Origin of the sequence: Leptospira meyeri (genome assembly GCF_004368965.1) — a bacterium.
Lineage (GTDB): Bacteria > Spirochaetota > Leptospiria > Leptospirales > Leptospiraceae > Leptospira_A > Leptospira_A meyeri.
Map to the genome: position 1 here is coordinate 38,908 of NZ_SORO01000002.1, position 21,918 is coordinate 60,825.

Annotated in this window: 19 protein-coding genes; 6 read left to right on the forward strand and 13 right to left on the reverse strand. The window is 39.5% G+C overall.

All coding sequences use genetic code 11. The features are described from left to right. Positions 1-23: 23 nt before the first annotated feature. Both CLV96_RS14285 and CLV96_RS14290 read right to left on the reverse strand, forming a co-directional pair. A complete protein-coding gene (locus tag CLV96_RS14285) occupies positions 24-452 on the reverse strand; it encodes a hypothetical protein (protein WP_004787953.1) in 429 nt (142 codons plus the stop codon). 63 nt (positions 453-515) lie between these two features. After that, positions 516-1,823: an ATP-dependent 6-phosphofructokinase gene (locus CLV96_RS14290; protein WP_004787862.1), complete on the reverse strand. Its 1,308-nt coding sequence runs from the start codon at positions 1,821-1,823 to the stop codon at positions 516-518. A gap of 84 nt (positions 1,824-1,907) precedes the next feature. On the opposite strand from CLV96_RS14290, the gene CLV96_RS14295 reads away from it, so the two are divergent. Further along, the gene (locus CLV96_RS14295; RefSeq protein WP_035983472.1) at positions 1,908-2,729 is read left to right on the forward strand and encodes a hypothetical protein; all 822 of its coding nucleotides are present in this window, start codon (positions 1,908-1,910) and stop codon (positions 2,727-2,729) included. Here the strand turns inward: CLV96_RS14295 and CLV96_RS14300 are convergent, their stop codons facing one another. From CLV96_RS14300 to CLV96_RS14345, 10 genes are all read right to left on the reverse strand, one after another. Continuing rightward, the gene (locus tag CLV96_RS14300) at positions 2,730-3,122 is read right to left on the reverse strand and encodes a hypothetical protein (RefSeq protein ID WP_004788260.1); all 393 of its coding nucleotides are present in this window, start codon (positions 3,120-3,122) and stop codon (positions 2,730-2,732) included. 67 nt (positions 3,123-3,189) lie between these two features. Further along, positions 3,190-3,933: a methylenetetrahydrofolate reductase gene (locus tag CLV96_RS14305; RefSeq protein ID WP_004788159.1), complete on the reverse strand. Its 744-nt coding sequence runs from the start codon at positions 3,931-3,933 to the stop codon at positions 3,190-3,192. A 201-nt stretch (positions 3,934-4,134) separates the two neighbouring features. Beyond that, complete coding sequence (locus CLV96_RS14310; RefSeq protein WP_004787847.1) at positions 4,135-4,428, reverse strand: hypothetical protein; 294 nt, start codon at positions 4,426-4,428, stop codon at positions 4,135-4,137. Between the two features lie 36 nt (positions 4,429-4,464). Beyond that, positions 4,465-8,181 carry a methionine synthase gene (metH, locus tag CLV96_RS14315; protein WP_004788204.1) on the reverse strand — a complete coding sequence of 1,239 codons (3,717 nt, stop codon included), beginning with the start codon at positions 8,179-8,181 and terminating at the stop codon, positions 4,465-4,467. Positions 8,182-8,246: 65 nt separating this feature from the next. Next, complete coding sequence (locus CLV96_RS14320) at positions 8,247-8,546, reverse strand: ferredoxin family protein (RefSeq protein ID WP_004788267.1); 300 nt, start codon at positions 8,544-8,546, stop codon at positions 8,247-8,249. 47 nt (positions 8,547-8,593) lie between these two features. Further along, positions 8,594-9,913 carry an adenosylhomocysteinase gene (gene ahcY / locus CLV96_RS14325; protein ID WP_004788105.1) on the reverse strand — a complete coding sequence of 440 codons (1,320 nt, stop codon included), beginning with the start codon at positions 9,911-9,913 and terminating at the stop codon, positions 8,594-8,596. Beyond that, on the reverse strand, positions 9,897-10,886 hold the full coding sequence (locus tag CLV96_RS14330; protein ID WP_004787981.1) for an ArsR/SmtB family transcription factor: 990 nt from the start codon (positions 10,884-10,886) through the stop codon (positions 9,897-9,899). Before CLV96_RS14330 ends, ahcY begins: the two co-directional genes overlap by 17 nt. A gap of 96 nt (positions 10,887-10,982) precedes the next feature. Further along, positions 10,983-13,523, reverse strand: a complete 2,541-nt coding sequence (locus CLV96_RS14335; protein WP_004787938.1) for a methyl-accepting chemotaxis protein — start codon at positions 13,521-13,523, stop codon at positions 10,983-10,985. 76 nt (positions 13,524-13,599) lie between these two features. Then, positions 13,600-14,727, reverse strand: coding sequence for an Lsa36 family surface (lipo)protein (locus CLV96_RS14340; protein ID WP_004788239.1), 1,128 nt, complete (start codon positions 14,725-14,727; stop codon positions 13,600-13,602). A gap of 52 nt (positions 14,728-14,779) precedes the next feature. Further along, on the reverse strand, positions 14,780-15,700 hold the full coding sequence (locus tag CLV96_RS14345; RefSeq protein WP_004788095.1) for a DMT family transporter: 921 nt from the start codon (positions 15,698-15,700) through the stop codon (positions 14,780-14,782). Between the two features lie 46 nt (positions 15,701-15,746). On the opposite strand from CLV96_RS14345, the gene CLV96_RS14350 reads away from it, so the two are divergent. Beyond that, positions 15,747-16,046 carry a hypothetical protein gene (locus CLV96_RS14350; RefSeq protein WP_004787970.1) on the forward strand — a complete coding sequence of 100 codons (300 nt, stop codon included), beginning with the start codon at positions 15,747-15,749 and terminating at the stop codon, positions 16,044-16,046. A gap of 11 nt (positions 16,047-16,057) precedes the next feature. Here the strand turns inward: CLV96_RS14350 and CLV96_RS14355 are convergent, their stop codons facing one another. Continuing rightward, positions 16,058-16,336 (reverse strand): TIGR04454 family lipoprotein, encoded by a 279-nt coding sequence (locus tag CLV96_RS14355; protein WP_004788211.1) that lies wholly within the window; start codon positions 16,334-16,336, stop codon positions 16,058-16,060. A gap of 65 nt (positions 16,337-16,401) precedes the next feature. Here CLV96_RS14355 and CLV96_RS14360 point away from each other — a divergent pair, with 65 nt between their 5' ends. From CLV96_RS14360 to CLV96_RS14375, 4 genes are all read left to right on the forward strand, one after another. Next, positions 16,402-16,746, forward strand: a complete 345-nt coding sequence (locus CLV96_RS14360) for a VOC family protein (RefSeq protein ID WP_004788122.1) — start codon at positions 16,402-16,404, stop codon at positions 16,744-16,746. Between the two features lie 67 nt (positions 16,747-16,813). After that, the gene (locus tag CLV96_RS14365) at positions 16,814-18,874 is read left to right on the forward strand and encodes a methyl-accepting chemotaxis protein (RefSeq protein ID WP_004787878.1); all 2,061 of its coding nucleotides are present in this window, start codon (positions 16,814-16,816) and stop codon (positions 18,872-18,874) included. 302 nt (positions 18,875-19,176) lie between these two features. Then, on the forward strand, positions 19,177-20,955 hold the full coding sequence (locus CLV96_RS14370; RefSeq protein ID WP_004788272.1) for a M61 family metallopeptidase: 1,779 nt from the start codon (positions 19,177-19,179) through the stop codon (positions 20,953-20,955). Continuing rightward, a complete protein-coding gene (locus CLV96_RS14375; RefSeq protein WP_004788026.1) occupies positions 20,956-21,915 on the forward strand; it encodes a magnesium transporter CorA family protein in 960 nt (319 codons plus the stop codon). It begins immediately after the preceding gene. Positions 21,916-21,918: the final 3 nt, after the last annotated feature.

A 21,918-nucleotide genomic window follows, 5' to 3' on the forward strand; every position in this document is an offset into this window, starting at 1 on the left:
TATTTAAAAAAAATTGAATCGGTTTATATGAGGAGTTTTATAGTTTTTTGTAGAAAAAAGGGATTGTTTTGAGAAATATAGTAGTTTTTATGATTCGTTTGGAATACTAATTTGGTAATTGGTAATTCCAAATACAAAGGCAAATAAATTTTCTGAATGGAGATTCGAACTAATTTGGAAAACTCTATTTGAAAGCTAGAATCTTCCGATTTGGAAACTTCGTTACACTGGCATGAATTTCCATTTGTGGAATTTTCAGGATCCTCAGCTCCCTTCGATTCCGCATGGCAAGGCATCGCAAAATCTTGAAAAGCTGCGGATTCGCTGTTTCCAGGTAATACGCCTAACTTTGGACAATGGAAAAATCCCGCCGTACAAACCAAAACAAAGGCAAATGAAGTCAATACGCTGGCACTGACGATTTTCTGTTCCTTATTTTGGTTACGATCCATACGAACTCTCTACCAATTAGACGAAACCCCGATTCCAATGAAAGGGAAAAATCAAAATCATTTTCAGCTTTTTGCTTTCATCGAATTAGGTTGACCCGTCGAAGCAAGAAGCGCCCTCCATAGAGTACTCCTCTCTGGTCGTAATACCTTTCTCTCCGCAATGGCAAGGGAGATCGGCATAACCGTAAATACATTGTTCCAAATCCCTACTACACAACCTGTCCTACCAGCAAAAGCTGCATGGACCGCATTTTGTGCGAGGAACCCACAAAATACTGAATCTTCAGCATTGGCAGGAACAGAACGAATGATATAACTGGGATCGATGTATTTTAAGTTCAGTCCAACTCCTTCTTTTTTAAAATACTCTGTGATTTTATCTTTGATAAAAATACCAATGTCCGCCAACTTCTTGTTACCTGATAAATCCTTTTCCCCTTTGTCTTCAAAAAACTTTTGCCCGGCACCTTCTGCCAAAATCACAACGGCATGACCTCGTTTTTGGACTCGTTCCTTCAAAACGGTAAGAAAGGCACCATCTCCTTCTAAATCAAAATCAAGTTCTGGAATGAGGACAAAGTTAACATTTTTAGAAGCCAGTGCAGAATTGACGGCGATAAATCCAGAATGGCGGCCCATCAGTTTCACGAGACCAATCCCATTGGGTGCGCCTTTGGCCTCTTCATGTGCACAATTGACTGCCTCTACCGCCTTACTAAAAGCAGTCGAGAATCCAAAGGTTTTTTGGACATAGTTAATATCGTTATCAATGGTTTTCGGGATCCCCACAATGGAAATGTCTTCCTTTCGTTTCCGAACTTCCTCTTGGATGGCCTGGGCCCCACGTAAGGTCCCGTCTCCACCGATACAAAATAACATCTTCACCCCATAGAGGAATAAAGTATCCACCATATCTCCAATATTTTGGTTCCCTCGAGAAGATCCCAAAATGGAACCACCAAAGTTCATGATATGGGCCACTTTGTCTGGAGTAAGTTCCACCGGTCTATGTCCAAATTTTTTCACAAGACCCTCGTAACCGAAAGGGAATCCTAGAATACGGGGCACTTTGTACCGGTAATGCAATTCCATCACAAGAGCACGAATGACATCGTTGATCCCAGGGCAAAGCCCCCCACATGTGACAATGCCTGCTGTGACTTCTTCTGGACGAAAGTAGATCTTTTCTTTAGGTCCAGCTTGTTCAAAGAATACAGGGCTTGTATCTACGGTTTTTTTTGCATCATCGGGGCCGGAAAATATCGTTTGGAAAAGAACGACGGAGTTGTCTTCCGTCCAGTAATCATACCCTGCTGGATTTGGAATGGTGCAGGGACCAAATTGTTCAACCTTGGTATCATTTTCATTCATTGATCAAACTTATAACAAAAAAAGAGAGAGAAGAAAGCAAATTTCATTGCCAAACTAAGGAAAAGCAGGCATAAATGCTTTTAGATGCTTAAAAAGATAGTACTACCAACCATTCTCGTTAGTATGACGAGCCTTACTATTTTTGCACAAGGTTTACCGTTCTTTTCTAGTTATTCGTTTTCAGACCCAAGAGCCGCATTGTTCCAAGTTGGAGGATCACGTAACGGTAATTTGGCGATTCTAATTCCATTTCGTTTCCCTAAGGAACTGGAACTTGGTTATGATGGAAAACTTCCCAAATCAGATGATCCCATGGCGGGCATTCAAATTTTTTCTTCCGTTATTCCTTTCTCCACAATCAATCCTTACCGCAATCCAGAAGGTAACTATGATGTCAGGCCAGAGAGAATGAACTCGGCCCTGCTTTCTTACCAGCCCAACGTAACTTATGTGTATTATCGCAATGGATTTACTTTTGATTTAGGGCTCAGTATGGGAATGTCGATGAACCAAGGAGCTTCCGGATATGTAGATGTTGCCGAGTCAAAGGTTCGAATCAAATACAGACTCAATCGGAACTTATTTTCATTTATCAAAAACTCTCGTTGGGAACTTTTTCTACAACTTTCGGAACTTCACCGTTTTGATAACGATATCAATAGTCGTCTCAATACATCCATTCGTGCCCAAGAACCTTCGAGAACTAATTTTGTAGGAAGACAAGTCTACATAACGCCAGGGATTAGTATTTCCAATAGCAACTTAACCTTTGAAGGGATGGTGCGGGTTCCCATCAACGCAAGGGAAGCGGGTCGCACTTTGGATGAACTTTGGGCTCCTGAGATTCAAGGGAATTTAGGTCTCAAATACTATATGCCAGTGGCACCATCCTCCCATTCTAACTAATCAGTCCTTCGTTAACTTCCATTCAAAGGTCGCCAAACTTACGACCACAATCATTTCCAGAACAAAATAAATTTCACATATCACTGTGGTTTGTTCTAAATTCAAAACTAAATAAACCATTGTAATCAAACAGTACAAAAAGTTTGCAATCGCAATCACACGTAAATAAAACTTCCACTGAAATGGATTTGCAAAACAACATAACAAAGAATAAACGGCATAAACAAAAGGTAGAATTGCTAGAATGGAAAGGACCTTTTTTGGCATCCCAAGCGAATCAATAAATAGTGGTAAAACGAGAGATAACAAAACACCGGAGAGAATCGCACCCAGGCCATCGATTAAAAAAATGTATTTAGGATTGTTTTTTAAAAACAGAATTTGATTTTTCATCGGTAAATTTTTCCTTTTTCCATATGGCACATCGCATTTTAGCGATTCAACCAATCTGTATGTTTTTTCACTTAAATATACCCCTTAAATAGGTTTCGAGAGGAATCCGAATTGGCATCAAATACATATTGAAATGATTTTTAGAGCAATAATCGATCACTTCTTTTGCAAATTGTACATTCCAATCCATCGTCAGTTGGAAATCCCTTGGGAAATAAGCACGATTCCTGGATTCCCAATAACTTTGCGATTTTTCATTGGTCACTGGACTAATTCCAATATAAACTTCCTTTCCTCGAAGTTTTTCAGTAAAAATATGAATCAAACGTAAATCAAAAAATGGCTGAGTTAAAAAACCATCAGCTCCCGCATCTATTTTCATTTCGATATAATCAAATTCATCTTTAATCCCACTGCGGTATTGATCAACAGCAGCGTAGACTTTTAGCGAACTCATTTCTTTTTTTAATTTTTTGATCAGTTTAATCGAAGTTGTCGGGTAAACTTTTTGAGACATATCTGTCGGTGGATCTCCCTTGATGACCACAACGGAAGATATGCTGTTTTTTTGAAGAAATTCAATGATATGACCACAATGATCTAAATCAAAGTCAATTGCTCTTAAGTGCGGAATAACATTTGGAAAAACATTTTGAATTTTCGATGCAGCAACCCAACTTCTAGTCTCAAATCTTAGTAAATCCGGAATATTAATTCCTGAGATTTGACTGAAATTATTTTTAACAAAACTTACTTCACTCAGCAATGTTTGAACATCTCTCGGTATCACTTCTAATAATATTTGATTCAAAATTAATCCTTCTATCACAACAATTTTGGGGCCAAGACAAATGCCAGTGACACAAATATACGATCTTCGATAATCAAAACTGTTTTGGTGATTTATGCGAATTTCGTATATTCGCCAAAAGGAATAAATAGATTTGACTAAGCAAAAAAAGTTTTTTTTCCACAGCTAAAACCAAACGCTAGAAAATGGATTAGCTTTAACTTATTCTTTACTCACAAATCGTTTCCAAGACAAATCCACATCCATTTTAGAAATCATTTCTTTTTTACGAGAAATTCGAAATTCATGTCCTTTCCAAACAATCATAGTTTCTTCTGTTGGACAACTGACTTCCCCACAGCTCGCTTCTAGGATCTCAAGTTCTGTTTCTTCTGGGATATTGGTATAGTCCTGTAACCATGTGGCAAGTTTGGGATGGAAAGAAAACCCATCACCAAGCGTTCCTTTGGCGACAGATTTCCAGCCGTGATTATGGTTGTTTTGAATGAAACCCACAGAATCCCCCTTTCCCGTTAGTCCTAAATGTACTCTTTAGGATTTAGACTTACGAGAAGGATCATAGTTTAGAATTGGGGACAACCAACGTTCCACTTCAGAAATTTCCATTTCTTTGTCCTTAGCATAGTTTACCACTTGGTCTTCGTTGATTTTACCGATGGCAAAATATCGAGACTCAGGGTGTGAGAAATAATAACCACTCACGCTACTTGCCGGCCACATCGCACAAGACTCGGTGAGTTGGATTCCTGCATTCTTTTCCACGTCCAAAAGTTTCCAAATTTTCTTTTTTTCCGTATGGTCTGGACAAGCCGGATACCCAGGAGCGGGACGAATGCCCCGATACTTTTCACGGATCAGATCTTCTTTTGTAAGATTTTCTTCCTTTCCAAATCCCCATTCCTCACGCATACGATGGTGCATGTATTCTGCAAAGGCTTCTGCAAATCGGTCAGCCAGTGCTTTGACCAAAATGGCGTTGTAATCGTCTTGTTTGGCTTCATAGGTTCTTGCCAATTCTTCAATCCCATGTCCTGCTGTTACGGCAAAATATCCAATATAGTCATTTTTGTTTTTATCTTTTGGTGCGATAAAATCCGCCAAACTATAGTTTGGTTGGTTTGTCATTTTAACCGTTTGTTGGCGTAACATTGGATACGTTCCTAAAGATTTGGTTTTACCATCATCTTCAAAGATTTCCACTACTTCCCCATGAGAAACTGCAGGGAACATTCCCACGACCGCTCTTGGTTTGAGATTTTGATTTCCCAACATTTCTTTTAAGATGATTTGTGCATCATTGTAAAGAGATGTGGCTTCTTTTCCAACCACCGGATCTTTGAGGATTTGCGGGAATCTACCTTTTAATTCCCAAGCCAAAAAGAAAGGAGACCAATCAATAAAAGGAAGGAGGTCTTGTAAGGTGACATCCTCAATTTTTTTTACTCCCGTAAAACTTGGCTTTGGTGGAGTATAAGAATCCCAATTAGCTTGGAACTTGTTTTTGATTGCATCCTGGATCGGCAAAATATTTCTTTCGTTTTCTCTGGAATAAAATTCTTCACGAATCTTAGATTGTTCTTCCACTACCTGTTTTGCATAATCCACGGCAGTCTGCGGGTTGAGAGCACTGTTCATCACATTCACAACTCGTGAAGCATCCATCACATGGAGGACTGGTTTCGAATATTGTTCAGCAATTTTTACAGCCGTATGTGCAGGCGAAGTAGTTGCCCCACCAATGAGAAGTGGAACTTGAAATCCTTGGCGTTCCATTTCTTTTGCCACATAAACCATTTCATCAAGTGAAGGTGTAATTAATCCCGATAGACCGATGGCAGCCACTTTTTCTTTTTTGGCAGTTTCTAAAATCTTTTCACAAGGGACCATGACCCCGAGGTCAATCACCTCATAGTTGTTACATGCAAGGACCACTCCCACAATATTTTTTCCAATATCATGGACATCTCCCTTAACAGTTGCGATGAGGAATTTGGCTTGTTTACTTTCATCTTTTTGATTCCGTTTTTCTTCTTCCATAAATGGAAGTAAGTAAGCCACGGCTTTTTTCATCACACGTGCACTTTTCACCACTTGTGGGAGAAACATTTTCCCTGCGCCAAATAATTCTCCAACCACTTTCATTCCATTCATAAGTGGACCTTCGATCACTTCGAGCGGTTTTGCGAAACTGACACGTGCTTCTTCAGTATCTTGAGTTACAAATTCATCAATTCCTTTCACAAGAGCATGCGTTAGTCGCTCTTCGACGGACCCACTCCTCCAAGCATCGTCCTTCTTTTGGACCTTGGCTTCCCCGTGAAAACTAGCAGCAGAATCAATCAATCTCTCTGTTGCATCAGGGCGGCGGTTGAGAAGGACATCTTCTACAAGTTCCAAAAGATCTTTAGGAATCTCTTCATAAACTTCAAGCATTCCCGCATTGACAATGGCCATGTCCATACCTGCTTGGATGGCGTGGTATAAAAATGCGGAGTGCATTGCCTCTCTTACCGGGTTATTCCCACGGAAAGAGAAGGAAATATTACTAAGACCCCCAGAGACTTTGGCACCAGGACAGATTCTTTTAATTTCACGCGTGGCTTCAATAAAATCCACCGCATAGTTATTGTGTTCTTCGATTCCTGTCGCAACAGTCAATATGTTTGGATCAAAGATAATATCCGTTGGATCAAAATCTAATTTTTCAAGCAACAGATCATAAGCTCGTTTACAGATCCTCACTTTATCATCTTTGGTTGCCGCCTGCCCTTGTTCGTCGAATGCCATCACAATGGCTGCCGCTCCAAATCTTTGAATGGTACGAGCATGGTTTAAAAATACCTCTTCCCCTTCTTTAAGAGAGATGGAGTTTACAATTGGTTTTCCTTGGATACATTTTAAACCCGCGAGTAATACAGACCACTTGGATGAATCCACCATAAAGGGAACCCTGGCAATGTCTGGCTCCCCAGCAATTAAGTTTAAAAACTTAGTCATGGAGGCTTCCCCATCCAAAAGAGCTTCATCAAAATTGATATCGATAACGTTAGCACCAGCTTGGACTTGTTGCAAAGCCACTTGCACCGCTTCTTCAAAATTTCCCTCTAGGATCAGTTTTTTGAATTTAGGAGATCCTGTGACATTATTTCGTTCCCCTATATTGATGAAGCCTTGGTCTTTGGTTAATTTCAAAGGTTCAAGACCGGCAAACGAACTCAGTTTTGGTTGTTCTTTTAAAGGTCGAGGTGGCATAGACGAAACAGCCTCTTTTGCTGCTCGGATGTGAGCAGGAGTGGTTCCGCAACATCCACCTACGATATTTAAAAAACCTGCTTCCGCAAAGTTTTTCATCCAACCACCGAACTCTTCCGGAGTTTGGTCATACCCACCAAATGCATTGGGAAGACCCGCATTCGGATAACAAGACACATAACAATCGGCCACTCGGGAAAGTTCTTCGATATAAGGACGCATTTCCCCTGCGCCTAATGCACAGTTGATGCCAACAGCCAGGGCCTTGGCATGTTTGATCGAAATATAAAAAGCTTCTCCGGTTTGGCCAGAAAGAGTCCGACCAGAAGCATCCGTAATGGTAACAGAAAGTACTACAGGAATTCGAATGTTTCGTTCTTCAAAAACTTTCTCAATCGCATAAATACATGCCTTTAGATTTAAAGTGTCAATATTGGTTTCTGGTAAAAGTAAATCCACACCCCCATCTAAAAGGGCCGATACTTGCTCATAAAAACAATCCACTAGCTCATCAAAGGTGACTGCACGAAATGCCGGATTATTGACGTCTGGAGAAAGGGAGGCAGTTTTCACCGTTGGGCCGATGGAACCAGCAATGAACACATCCGTCTTCCCTGTCTTTTCTTTGAATTTGGTCACGGCATTTTTGGCACAAGCAACAGCCGCTAAATTTAAATCACGAACTGCCGATTCCATTTGGTAGTCCGCCTGGGAAACAATGTTCGAACTAAAGGTATTGGTTTCAATGATATCGGCGCCAGCCTCAAGGTATTCTAAATGGACTGATTCAATGATATCAGGACGGGTGATAGCAAGAACATCGTTATTTCCTTTAATGGAAACTGGCCAATCCTTAAAACGATCCCCACGGAAATCGTCCTCTTCCAAAGAATGTCTTTGGATCATGGTACCCATAGCACCATCTAAAACGAGAATTCTCTCGTTTATTAATTTTAATAGGGATTTAGCAGAAGGATTAGTATATTCAAATTTCATAATATTATATCAGTATATAGAGAAAGGGCATATGGCTAAAAGAAGCCACACACCCTAAAAATCATTTATTTACTCGGATCAGAACACTTTGCACCTTTAAGAGGTGGCTTGGTAGTGACAATGACCGGGTATTTGGTTGCTTCTTTTGCATTCACTTCAATAGAAGGTTTGTGTTTTTCCGGAACATCATAGTCAGGAAAAATCGCATCAATCGGGCATTCATATTGACAAGCATTACAATCAATACAAGTGTCCGGATCAATGTACAGAGTGTCCGGGGCTTCATGAAAAGCTTCCACCGGACAAACTGCTGCACAACTAGTGTATTTACAATCAACACAAATTTCAGTTACAACATAAGCCATGAGAAACTCCATTGCCCTTCTTGAATTTTATCAAAAAGGGCGTTTTTTTAGTATCGGTAGTGGTCTGGTTTATACGGACCTTCGAGCGGAACACTGATATAATCAGCTTGTTTTTGAGTCAGTTTTGTCAAACGGACTCCTAACTGTTCTAGGTGAAGGGCAGCCACCTTCTCATCTAAATGTTTCGGTAGGCGATAAACACCTAACTCATATTTTGTTGTATAAAGTTCAATTTGAGCCAATACTTGGTTTGTGAAAGAACTAGACATTACAAAAGATGGGTGACCGGTTGCGCAACCAAGGTTAACCAAACGACCTTCTGCAAGAACGATAATCGATCTTCCATTAGGGAAAGTGTATTTATCCACTTGTGGTTTGATTTCTTTCTTAGTAACACCCTTTTCAGAGTTCAAACGAGACATTTGAATTTCTGTATCAAAGTGACCAATATTACAAAGGATCGCACCGTCTTTCATTGCTTTCATGTGTTCGAGCGAGATGATATCATCATTTCCTGTTGCAGTCACAATGATGTCTGCATTTTCAATCACATCTTCTACACGAAGAACTTGGTATCCTTCCATCACTGCTTGGAGAGCACAAATTGGATCGATTTCAGTTACTATCACTCGTGCGCCAAAGTTACGAAGAGAAGCTGCAGAACCTTTTCCCACATCCCCGTATCCGCAAACAAGGGCTACTTTTCCAGCGAGCATTACGTCTGTTGCACGTTTGATTCCGTCAGCAAGTGATTCACGGCAACCATAAAGGTTATCAAACTTTGATTTTGTTACTGAATCGTTTACGTTGATTGCAGGGATTTTTAAAGTTCCCGCTTTTAATTTTTTATGAAGTGCAATCACACCTGTAGTTGTTTCTTCCGAAACTCCTTTGATGTCTGCTAGAAGTTGTGGGTATTTTTCATGAATGTAATGAGTTAGATCATGACCGTCGTCAAGGATCATGTTTGGTCCTTTTCCACCGTCAAAAAATAACGTTTGCTCAATACACCACCAGTATTCTTCTTCTGTTTCGCCTTTCCAAGCAAATACAGGTATACCTGCTTTTGCAATGGCCGCTGCTGCATGGTCTTGTGTTGAAAAAATGTTACAAGAGGACCAACGAATGTCAGCACCTAATGCAGCCAAGGTTTCAATTAAAACCGCTGTTTGGATTGTCATGTGAAGAGATCCACAAATTCTAGCACCTTTGAGTGGCTTAGAAGTTCCGAATTCTTTACGAAGAGCCATAAGGCCCGGCATTTCTTTTTCTGCCAAAATGATCTCTTCTCTTCCCCATTCTGCAAGAGAGATATCCTTCACTTTAAATGGCAATCTTTCCGATTTTGTTTCAGTTGCTGTGGACATAGTGTCCTCCTTCTTCCTTTGTTGCTTTGATAGTTAAAATTTTAAAACTTGATTCTGTTTGGATCTCATTCATTGAGCCAACGCGAAACCCTGCATTGGAAAGCCATGACTCAAAAAGTTCTGGTTCAAACCCAAGCCAAAGGTCCGCAAAGTTATCCCTCATAAACTCTGCATTGTGTTTTCCCAAATCAACAATACACAAAACCCCACCTGGTTTTAGTACCCTTGCCACCTCTTCCAAAACCGTAGGTGGATGAGAAATATGGTGCATCACCATGGATGCAACTACCGCATCACAAGAGTTATCTGCAAGAGGTAGATGTTCCATAGGAGTTTGGATGAGACTGACACTCGGGTTTTTGCCGTAGTGTGATGATGCATTTTCAATCATCTTAGAGGAGTTATCCACTCCAATCACATGTTTTGATTTGTTGAGAAGAAAAGGGATGAGACCCCCTGGACCACAACCTAAATCTAAAATCTTCTCACAAGCTGGAAGCTCTTGTAAAATCCAGGAGCGATAAAGTTTGGGATGAAGTGTCTCTTCTTGTAATTTTTCCCAACTTTCTGCAACTCCATCAAAAAAGGATTTCGATTTCTTTTCTCTATTTTCTAAGATTTGGTGGACCATTCTTTGGTCTCTCTCTCGCGAAGGTAGATCTTCTTTATATGATAACAATAATTTGGTGAGTTCTAACGGGAATTTTAAACCGGGATCCTCTTCCGAAAGGAGAAAACTATAAACAAGACTCCCTTCGCGGCGTGAACCAATCAGCCCAGCTTCTGTTAAGATTTTCAAATGACGAGAAATCCGAGATTGGCCCATCCCCAGAATCTCCACCACTTCATTCACGGAAAAAGCCCCAAAACTGAGGATATGGAGGATCCGAACCCGAGTTTCATCGGAAATGGCTTTGGTTGCGGAAAGCAAATGACCAGAGGGCCTAGACTGAGAAAGTGTTTCGGTCTGCATATCCAAGATATCTACATATCAAGAAATCTTGATATGTAGATCCCGGCAAGCGTTTTTTTAGCCTGCTCTGGGTTGGACTGGCTAAAAAAGGCGTGGTTAGGAGATTTTAAAGAAATTAATCTTCTTCTTTAACGTTTCTGCTAAATTGGCGATCCCATTGGAGGTGGCAGTCATCTCCTCAAGGCCTGCGGCCGTCCCTTGGGTCAAATCATTGATGCTGAAAATTGCCTGAGCCACTTCCCCAATCGCATTTTTTTGTTCTTCCATAGAAAGGCGGATGGCTTGGCTGATTTGGTTTACCTTATCAACCTCTTCTCCCACCTTTTGGTTGATGATGAGCTGGTCCCGGGTACTGGCTTCAATGGTATCTGTCATTTCGTTAAAAGAACTAACCCCTTGGATGATCCTTTGGATGAGAGAAATCGTAGTTTCAATATTCTCGCGACCATTTTCAATTTCTTTTTCATTGGCTTGGATGAGTTCCCCAATGTCGTTAATGGAAATGGCAGTTTTTTCGGCTAACTTTCCAATTTCATCAGCAACAACGGCAAATCCCCTTCCATAAACCCCGGCCCTAGCCGCCTCAATCGCAGCATTTAACGCAAGTAAGTTGATCTGTTCCGAAATATTATTGATAATCTCAATCACACTTCCAATTTCTTGGGAACTGTTGCTAATTTTTGATATAGAATTCCTCATCGAGTCCAATGAAGCCTGTCCCGATTTTGCTTCTTCTGAAATTAAAGTAACATCTTTGGAAGCTTTACCCACTTGCCTACCCGTTGCTTCAATTAAAGTAGAAAGTTCTGCCATCTTTAATTTCAAAAAATCAACTTTGCGGAACTGATCTTCTGCCTGAGCATCTACGTTTTGAACTGCAGCAGAAATTTCTTCAATGGATGCCGAAATTTCTTCCGCCGAGGCAGCTTGTGTTTGGGCATTAGAAGATAACATATTAAGAGAAGCTGACATTTGTTCGGCGGAAGATGCCAGATCTTCCGAAAAGATTTGGTTAGATCCTACAACTTCAGAAATCTGCTTTAAAGTTGCATTGAGACCACGAGCAAGCCTTGCGAACTCGTCAGAAGATTCCATTTTTGCATTGTGTCGAAGGTCTCCCACTTCGATATCTTGCAAAATTTTCCCAATGGTTTTCATTGGTTTGAACCTAGCAGTAAAAAGAAGATAAATTGCGATAGCAATCAAAACTGCTCCAACAATACTAATGATTGTTAACCCACGTAAGGAAGAAAGACTTTCTACCTCAATTTCTTTTAAATCGATCGTAGAAAAAAACTGTAAACCGTATTTTTCACTTACCTTTCTTCTAAGTAAAAAGGTGGAACCTTCCCAAGGATTGCGAAAGGAATCAGATTCCCCTGCGTTTTTTGCCAGTTCTTCAAACTCCGTGTTTTTAAAGCTGTGCATTAAGTATTTCGGATTGGGGTGGTATACCATGGTGGATTGTTTGTCCAAAAGAAAAGAATAACCCGTAGTTCCAATTTTTACATTTTTTAGAAAAGACTCCATCGCCTTTCCCACAAGAAACGGCATCCCAGCCATTCCAATCACAGTTCCATTTGCACTTTTCACAGGACTTGTCACCATGATCACAATATTCCCGTTAAATGGTGACTTAACAGCCACCCCAACGTGGTTTTTTCCCTCTTTGGCAGCATTGATATTTTCAAGAACATCAGGGTTAGAAGCTAAAGAATAACCGACACTAGCCCCGTTTGGTAGACCAGAAGCAACGATGGGAACACCTTCCGCAAAGGAGGCGATAAAAGCATTTTCTAATAATAATTGAGAATCATCTAATACTTTGGCAAGAATCGGCTCTGCCAGTTTATAATTCTTTGTTTCAAGCGCATTTCTTACAACAGGCAATCCACTGATTTCTTTCAAATTGGTTTCGACCGATTCAAAATATACATTGATCCCAGCTTCATTACTTTGGTTAAAATTATACAACTGGTTTGAGAATGCTTTTTCTAAAGACTTGGCATTGACATTGAAGGCATAAATCAAAAGAAAAATAGAAAGAACCATGACCATAAGAGAAAACATAATGGGAACAGTACTTCGAAGGTTTCTGTAGTAAGGAGAAATTCTTTCTTTTAGTTCTGCTTGGAAAATATCATCTTCCAAAACCAAATGAGACGCTTTTTCCAAAAGGATAAAAGAAAATACAACATTGAGAAGTGCCGTTAAAATCAGAACACAAACGATATAAAATGAATCCGATTTACTTGTTTCAGGAAGATATAAAAGAGGGCCAATGACAATCGGAAGTGCCAAAATCCACTGTGCACTCCCGACAGATGCTCCAATCACCGGCATCTTTGCAATGAGGTTCCAAACTTCTACATAGGTTTTTGGATCTTTTTCTGTTTGAGACTCCAGTCGTAAGAGCCCTTGTTTAATGGCTTTTAGTTTTTTCGGAAAAATAAACGATGGCAGGAGTAAACTCACGAGAGCAGCTGCAATGGTTGCTCCAATGAATGTTTTGATCTGAGTGGGACTTAAATCAACATAGAAAAGAATGAGAGCAATTCCGATGGGAACCACAATCCCCAAAGAAAAAACTTGGGAGGCGAGTGTGAAAGCGCGAGCATAGCGTTTGTATAACTTCATTGAAACTTAGACCTAAGACGTAGGGTAAATTTCGCAATCCGTACGGCAAGGTTTTATGGATTTCCCCGAAGTTTTCCTAAAAAGAGAGTTTCACCCCTAGATTGGCGGAATACAGGTCTTTCCCACCATACAATCCTTCCGCAATGACCTTCAATAAATAAAGATCCAATTCTAAACCAACAATTCCGTAGCCAATCCCGCGTTTGGAATTGGATTCTCCACCAGCACGAAATCCCAAAGTGGCATTGGGGCTTTGGGCGAGGAGTTCCTTGTCGAGCGCTGCTTGGTATTCTCTAGGAAGTTCCAAAGGGAGAGAATCGTTCAAAGTAATGAGAAAAGGACCTCGTCTGGAGAGAGAGGCAGAGTTATGCCCAGAGTTCCAACTATAACCCCCACCCACAATCACATTGGCAATCCAAAACAACCCAAGACCTGTCCGCAAATCCACATTCGTCGTTTGTACTTTTGTATTAAAAATGAAGTTTGTGTCCCCACCCCATTTTCCTTTTACACCTTGGAACTCAATTTGAGAAGCCTTTCCTTCTAAATAACTAAGGCTCATGTTTTGTTCCATCACATGATGCCCCACTCCTACGTTGATTCCATTCCAAGTGATTAGGTTCATTAAAAAACCTTCTTTCTCCACTAGTTGGTAACGGACCATCCCACCGTACGAGCGTACGGCGATACGTCCCTCGTAGTTTTTATTATTAGAAGCAGCTTGGATTTGATCTTCCGTCACTGCGACATTCATACCATGAAGAAAAATTCCAATCCGACGGATGTAACCTCCTTCTGATGTTCCTAACAACCAACCAGGATTAAAATCCAAATGAAAGGATGGAATGACCGCACCACCAACGTTTGGTAGTTTCGGGTATTTGATTAAGTTGTCTTGGATTTGGATGTCATCTTTTTTATATCCAGCGGCAGAGGCACTGACACCAAATTGAATTCTGCGAACTGTTCCTGTGCCGATATTACTTGTACCAACATTGGCAAGAAAACCAGCCTCTAAGTTTGTTTTAAGGACTTCGTTTAAGTAACCTGTTTCAAATTTTTTTAAGGAACCATTCCCAGCTTCTGTCAATGCTGGTGGTAAAAAACTACAGGCTGAACCTTCACAAGTAAATTGTGCGTACAGTTCCGATTGCGAGACTGTTGTGACAAATACTAATAAAAGCAGGAGGTTGCGTAATTTCATATAGATCCGTATTCTCTACTCATTTTCAACAATTGGAAAGAAAAATTCTCTCTTAAACAGACACTTCTTTTGCTTTTTTTGCCGTACTAATCCAAAAAACTCCAGTGAGTACGAATAATGTACCAATCCCATGTAGCAAAGTGATGGGCTCATCAAGCAACCAATACGCAAGGAAAAGAGTCGACATAGGTCCAACCGAACCTACAATAGCAGCTGTTTTGCTACCAACACGTTTGATTCCTTCTGAAACAAATATCGCAGGTACCACTGTGTTCACAGTCCCCATAACAAAAGCCAGTGCATAAAATGAGAATGGTTGGATTAGTTCTTTGTATGTTCCAAAAATTGCAAAATGAATGAAAACGGCGAACGAAGATATAATAAGTGCCCAGGCAGTAAACTTTTTAGCACCTAACTTTGGTATAATGGAACCACTTCCCATCAAATAAATTGCGTATGTGAGTGCTGAAAGTAAAATGAAAAAAGCACCGAGACTCACATCCTTAGCAGAACCTAATTGGACATCCTGTCCATAAGCTAAAAAAACTCCGGTATAAGTCAGGCCCAAAGAAAACACTTCTCGCAAATGGATTTTCTTTTTTAAAAACAAAAAGGAAAGAAGAACAACTAGAGTTGGATAAATAAAAAGTATGATTCGCTCCAAACCAGCACTGATGTATTTAAGGCCGAGAAAATCAAAAAGACTTGCCAGGTAATAACCCACAACTCCCATCAGAAGAACGTACACCAAATCTTTTTTGGTAAGATCTGTTTTTCCTTCCATTCGTTCCGCTTTCCAAGCAATCCAAACAAGAAACGGAAATGCAAATAACATTCGAAAAAAAAGTGACCCAATTGCCGAAATTTCATAACGGTATGTCAATTTGACAACAACAGCTTTTGCGCTAAATAAAAGGGCTCCAATGAGAACAAGCACCACCCCTTTCCATTCTGTACTCACATTTTCTTTCACTAAAGTCCATCCTGAAAAACGAAGATATTTCCGATAGTTTTATTGAATGAAACTAAGTTTAGTTCTCGGCCTCAGTGCGGTTTTTTGTTTTGTTCTCTTAGCAACACCGGAAGAAGAAATTTCCAAACCCTTCCTTCGGGTGTTCCCAAGTTTCCGACCAGAAGAATGCGAAGACTGGGCCATTCGCCCATTCATTTGCAAACAATGTTTGCGGGAAGGGAAACGATATGCACAAGAAATTCGGTTTTTTGAAGATGGTCCCTACAGATCGCATGGATGTTATGCAGAACCGGGTGGGTTTGAAAGTTTAGAGGATGGAAAAACCGGGAACGACCGCTCCCGGTAAGACTTGTAAAATTATTTTTTTACACAACCCATAATGCCAGCAAAACCTGGTGCATTTTTCAAACAGTTAGGATCAAATTTTCCTTCCATACACTGGTCGATCATTTTTTGTTTACCTTGTTGTAATCCTGCGAGAACTGGTGCTGCTGCTGGATTCTTTTTAGCTTCTTCTTCAATTTGAGTGAATGTGCTAGCGAGAGCAGACTCACACTCTTCTTGGGTATACACTTTGGATTTACAATTAGCCAAAAAAAGCCCGAGAGCGAGCACAAGGATGAGGGATTTTTTCATGAAAAACTCCGATACATAGATTTCATGATAACTTCTTTTTTAGAAAGGGATTTGAAAACAAAAAAATGATCCACCACATTGCCATCGGAACACCGAACCCTTCCAATTTAGCAGAGTTTTACCTCCAAATTCCAGGAGCAAAGAAAGTACAGGAATTTTATTATGAAACTGGGTCAGTACGTTCCATATGGATCGATTTCGGTTCCATCATTTTGATGTTAGAAGAAGGAGAAAAAAAATCCCCCCGTGCACTTGTTTTCCAATGGGAGGAAACGAAAAGATCTGAATGGATTCAATTTTTAAACCAAGCCAAAATCCAGGACCAAACGGATTATACTGTATACTTTTTGGATCATGAATCAAATCTTTTAGGAGTAAGCAAATATCCAGAAAAACTCCTTCTAAATTAGAAATGTGTTGAGAAAAGAAATCAAAAACTTAAGGTAACATTCACTTAGGAAAGTAAACTGAGAGAGAATGAGCATTAAACAAAAGTTAGCCTTAGGTTCATCCATCATTACCCTTTTTTCATTTGGTGTAATCCTTACATTAATCTCTTATGTCATATACAAAAATGCCAAAGTAGATGCTTTGGAAAATATATCAATCCTTGCAGATAAAATTTCTCTCGATGTCAGTGACTATCTCTCGGCACCTCTGGGTGAAGCATATTTACTAAAACAAATTCTGCAAGAATCAAACATTTTGGATCGAGAACGTGTTTTCAAAATTTTGAATGTGATGACCGCCTCAAACGAATCCATTCTTGGTACCTATGTTGTATTTGAGCCAAATGCATTTGATGGTAAAGATGCAAACTATCGAAATTTAAAAAACCATGATTTTTCAGGCCGAATGATTCCCTATTCTGTGAAATCCAATGGGAAAATCATCATTGAACCTGTGGTTGGATTTGATCTTCCTGAATCCGACTTCTACCAGCTTCCCAAAAAGAATCGGAAGGTAGAGCTCATTCCTCCCTTTGATTATAAAGTAGATGGCAAAGATGTAACGATGATCTCCCTTGTATATCCAGTGTTACGAAACCAAACCTTCTTAGGGATTGCAGGGGCTGACCTTTCTTTAGAAACCATTCGAACCTATCTTCAAAATTTAAAAATCCTAGAAGGCACTGTAAAAATCACTCTAGTGGCAAGCAATGGGTATGTGCTTTTTAATGGGCTCCATCCAGAAAAAAAAGAAACCGAATGGAAAGATTCAGAAGATGTTTATGTAAACCTTGCCATGTCTTCCAAACAAAGACAAAGTTATTCTGACTCTGAATACTTTCATGTCAGTTTGCCCATCCAACTCGTTGAAAATACAGCGCCTTGGGCTTTGCGTGTTTCTTACCCTCAAGGAAAAATTACAAATGAAATCCAATTTATTTTTTGGATCGCTTTAGTATTAGGAATCACTGGAATTTTATTTTCTACTTTGGCTAATATCATTATCTTCCGTAAACTAGTTGATAGCCGACTACAAAATTTGATTGCTTACACAAAAGAGGCTGCCAGTGGAAACCTAACTAAAGAAATTAATGACAATCATAAAGACGAAATCAGTCATTTAGTGGAAGCTGTGGGTTCGATGATTGAAAACATTCGACATATCTTAAGTGTGGCTCAAACTTCAGGTTCGGATCTAACGGAAACTTCCAGATTTATGGAAAACACCATCATTGAACTATCTGACTTGGCGCAAAGCCAGGCTGCATCTTCTGAAGAAGCAAGTGCCACAGTAGAAGAATTAAACGCCTCTTCGGAAACTATCAATACCAACGTAGAACAAGCAGTAAACAATTCCAAATCCATTCACAATTCACTACAGGCTATCCAAACGCTCGTACAAAATATCACAATAGAAGTGGAATCATTTGGAGAAATTGCAGTCGCCGCAAATCAAAAAGCGGAAGAAGGACGGAATATGGCCGGCCTCACATCCAAAGCAATTGAAGAAATCCAAGAAAAATCTTTGGCTATCACGGAATTTTCCGATGTCATATCTAATATTTCCGAGAAGACAAGTTTACTTGCGTTAAATGCTGCAATTGAAGCGGCACGGGCTGGGGAATCAGGTAGAGGATTTGCAGTAGTAGCAGAAGAAATTTCAAAACTTGCCTCTCAGGCAGCAGAGTCGGTTTCACAAATCAATACTCTATCTGGTGAGGCATTGGATTCCATTCAAAACGGAGGGACCCAAGTCACAAACCTCATCGATTTGTTACGGGAAATCATAAAAGAAGTTTCTGTCATTTTCGAAAAAGCAAAGGATATTGTTCCTCTCATTCAAGACCAAAAATCCAGGACAGACCAAATTTATGCGGAAATAGAAGAGATTACCTCTCTTGTAGAATCCATCCAACAGTCCACGGAAGAACAGAAGAGAGCGACTTTTGAACTCTCGAATATGACCATCAATATTTCCAATGGTTCCCAAATTCTATCGGAACAATCGGAAACCATGTCAAACAACTCAATTCGCATGACAGGGATTAGTTCTAAATTGTCAGAAATTTTATTAAAATTTAACCTTTAAAGAAAAAGAAACAGGTAAAATCTATAAGGGTTCAAAGGAATCTTTCCAAGCGACTGCGTTTTGCCCGAAGGAGACCACCCGTTCGGAACTTGGAAAGACTGTGTCTGGTCGGTTTTGCAACAAAGCTAGAGGCGTTATTGCCCAGCCACCTCGCGAGTCAAAAATCTTTTGTTGTAACAACTACTTTCCAAAAAGACCACCTCCTTTGCTTATACCTTAGCTATGCCTTTTCTAGTACTATAAAGAAATAACGTCAAGAAAACATTTGATCAAAACTAAAAATAAAAGAAGATAGTGTAACTATGGCAAAAGAAGAACCTGAAAAAACTTTGGACACTACCAACCAGTCTAACCCCTTTCAGTTGGACTTTGAAGTTTCCATTTTTGACCTCTTCAAACACTACTTTCAAGTTCGGCTCCGAGTGAATACAGACCAATCAGAAGTAATCTTTTGTTTGCCTAGTTGGACCCCAGGGTCTTATATGATTCGCGACTACGGGACTCATCTCCATAAGTTTGAAGCCAAGAATTCAAGAACAAATGAACCTATCCTTTGGGAGATGGTGGATCTCCATAGATGGAAATTAAAAAACCTCCCAGAAGAATTCGAAATCACATACATCATCTATGCATTTGAAGACTTTACGGTAAGGACAAACTATTTAGAAACCGAATTTGGTTTCATCAACCCACCTGCTTTGTTTTTATACCCAGAAGGGAATTTAGAAAAATCTAGTTCCGTCCAGTTTCAAGTTTCAGAATTTTTCCCTTATGTTTATTCTAGTTTGACTCGTGATCTAGAAGACCCTTTTCGATTTCACGCAGAAAATTTTGATGAATTGTTTGATTCGCCTTTTCACTTGAGTAAAAAAAATTCCGTATTTTTTACAGCAGGTACCACCAAACACGAATTATTGGTAGAGGGGGACGTCAGTTTCGATTTCAAAGCCAAATTAGCAAATGACCTAAAACGAATTACAGAAACACAAATTGAATGGATGATGGAAAGTCCAAATCCCTATTATCTTTTTGTATTAAACTTGAGTTTACCTGCTTATGGAGGTTTAGAACATAGAGCTTCCAGCATAAACTACTTCAATCCTGATCTTATCTCCGATGAAGAGGAGTATAAACGACTGCTTGAACTTTTGTCGCACGAATACTTTCATCTTTGGAATATCAAACGAATTCGGCCAATTGCCCTTGGCCCTTTTGATTACCAAAAACCCAACCTCACTCGTGAATTGTGGATAGCCGAAGGATTCACCAGTTTTTATGATGTTTATTTTCTTTTCCATTCAGGATTTCTATCTAAGGAAGAATATATATCCAAACTCCAATCGGATATTTTCGCTTTGGAAGACAATGAAGCCGATTCTTGGATGAGTTTAGAGGAATCATCTTTCACAGCTTGGACAAAGTATTACAAAAGAAATGGAAATAGTCATAACATCACTGTCTCTTATTACACAAAAGGTGGTGTCCTTGCCTTATGTATGAATCTTTTTTTATTACAAGAATCCAAAGAAAAGAAAACTATCCGCCATGTTTTCCATAAACTAAATGAAGTATTTGTCAAAACAAAACAGAGGGGTTTCACCAAACAAGAATTTTTTGACACTGTAAAAGATGTGACAGGGGTGGATTTAAAAACAGAATTTAATGAATATTTGGAGTTCCCAAAACCGATTCCAGTCGATCTGTATTTGGAAATCATTGGAATTAGAAGAATTCAGACGGATCTTACTGGAGAAACAGGATTCAAAATCAAAGAAAAAAATGGCAATTTATACATTCAGAAACTCCTCCATAAATCGGATATGGATTCATTCGATCTTATGTTAGATGATGAAATCCTTGCCATCAACGGGAAACGAGCCACGCCAACCACTCTGCAAACCTTGGAAAAAAATCTAAGACCTGGGGAAAAATTCCATATCATCCTTTCCCGGTCAGGAAAAATCAAAGAAACTATGATCACAGCATCGGGATATTACAAAACCAGAAAATTTGTGATCGCAGAAGATTGTACTGATGACAAAAAAGAACTAAGAGAATTTTTCTTAAGGAATATTGTTTAAATGCCCGCTCTTTTTAATTATATTTTAACTCCTTCCAGTAAAGAAGAAGTGCTTCTCGATAGACCTCTTCCTTTATCACATAGACATCCAAAACATTGGATTCATATTACGGCTGAAAATGAAGAAAAACTTATGTTTCTCTTTCAAAAACATGATATCCACCAACTGACCATTGAAGATATTCTAAATCCAACAAGCCGAATCAAACTGGAGATATTTCCCAATTATATATTTTTTGTATTTCGTGGATTCCATTTTGAAAGGAACCAACTCACCCAAAAGAATTTTAACTTTATTTTAACCCCAAACCAAATCATTTCGTTGACCCTTGATTATCGAGATAGCATCGGCGATATCATTGACCAATGGAAGGTGAATAATAAAATTTTAGCACGTGGGTATGAATTTGTCGTACACAAAATTTTAGATATCGAAACTGACCACACTTTGGCCATCACTCAAAAAATCGAAGAACGAATCGAACATTTTGAAGATCAAATTTTTGGTAATGCAAAATCACTAGATATCAGCAATGTGTATAGTCTGAGAGCAAGTCTTCTTTCGATCAAAAAAGGAATGTTACAAAACAAAGAAGTACTAGAAGACCTAGAAAAAATCAAAAATAGTTTTTTTAGCGATGAAGCCGATGCTTTTTTCCGAGATGTGAGAGATCACTCCTTGCGTATTTTGGAACTTGTAGATAGTAATATTGAATCGATTTCCTCTGCACTCGAAGCACATATTGCCATTTCCACTCGCAAAACCAATGAAATCATGAAGATACTTACGATCATGACTGCCATTATGTTACCGATGTCTTTAGTGGCAGGTATCTATGGAATGAATTTCCGACATATACCCACTCTCGAATGGGAATATGGGTTTCTTGCAGCATTGGGTGCAATGGGGTTTTTAGGAATCTTAATGTTACTTTATTTTCGAATCAAACGTTGGTATTAATTT